Origin of the sequence: Enterovirga sp. CN4-39 (assembly GCF_049446235.1) — a bacterium.
In the GTDB taxonomy this organism is placed as follows: domain Bacteria; phylum Pseudomonadota; class Alphaproteobacteria; order Rhizobiales; family Beijerinckiaceae; genus Enterovirga.
In genome coordinates, this window is record NZ_JBMSEF010000057.1 from 1 (window position 1) to 1,035 (window position 1,035).

The 1,035-nt window shown below is 63.6% G+C and carries 1 protein-coding gene; it reads left to right on the forward strand.

The annotated features are described in order from the left end of the window. Nucleotides 1–195 precede the first annotated feature (195 nt). On the forward strand, nucleotides 196–1,035 hold an 840-nt coding region (locus ACO2SS_RS28745; protein WP_423281293.1), incomplete at its 3' end, for a LysR substrate-binding domain-containing protein.

Sequence of the window (1,035 nt, forward strand, 5' to 3'; positions counted from 1 at the left end):
GAGAAGTCGCCGAAGCGTGGGACTGCGTGCCGGAGAGGCTGCTGGCCGTGATGCCTGCCAGGATGGTCCGTCGTGTACTCATGGTCGTGTCTCCTGAACTCGGCACCAAGATGCGGCTCGGTTGCCAGCCCAACGGGCTAGCCCATGAAGAATGCGCTCCTCGGTCGGTGCATCCAGTGATACGATTGCAGTAAAATGCTGCACGAAATTGATCTCAGTCGGGTCGATCTGAACCTGTTCGTTCTGTTCGAGGCCGTGTTGAGCGAACGGCACGTCGGGCGCGCTGCGGAGCGGTTGAACCTCTCTCCATCCGCTGTCAGTCACGGGCTGGGTCGTCTCCGGCTTCTGCTGAAGGACCCCGTCTTTCTCCGAACGCCAAAAGGTGTGACGCCGACCGCTCGAGCCCTCGAAGTCGCCAGTCAGGTCGAACAGTTGCTCTCCCAGGCACGGGGCGTCCTCGCGACGGCTGCGCCGTTCGACCCGGCCACAAGCCAGAGGGAGTTCACGATTGGAGCTCCGGACGGAGTTGCCAGCCTGTACCTGCTTCCCCTTTTCGCAAAGCTGCGCCGCGATGCGCCCGGCATAAACATCCGCATGCGGCAGTTACTACCGACTGGCGGTCGAGCGATCGAACAAGCCTGGGACGGCGCCTTTACGGATCTCGACGCCCGAGCGCTCGATCTCGCGATCGGCCCATTCGCGACGGTCCCGAACCGCTTCGAGGTGGCAGAACTCGGAATCGAAAGCTTCGTGATCATCGCTCGCTCGGGCCATTCCTTTGCGAAGCGCCCGAGCCTGGACGCCTATTGCGAGGCTGACCACCTGGTCGTGTCCCAAAGCGGGGATGCCCATGGCTTCGTTGACGTATCCCTGGCCGAGCTAGGCCGCGCCCGCCGCGTTGCGCTCACCGTTCCGGCTTTCGCGATGGCGCTGACGATCGTTGCCGAAACAGATCTCCTCTCGGCCGTCCCGCGCAGCTTCGCTGAGGCGCTCGGGTCACCAGCAGGCGTCGTGCTGGTTGAGCCACCGTTGAGC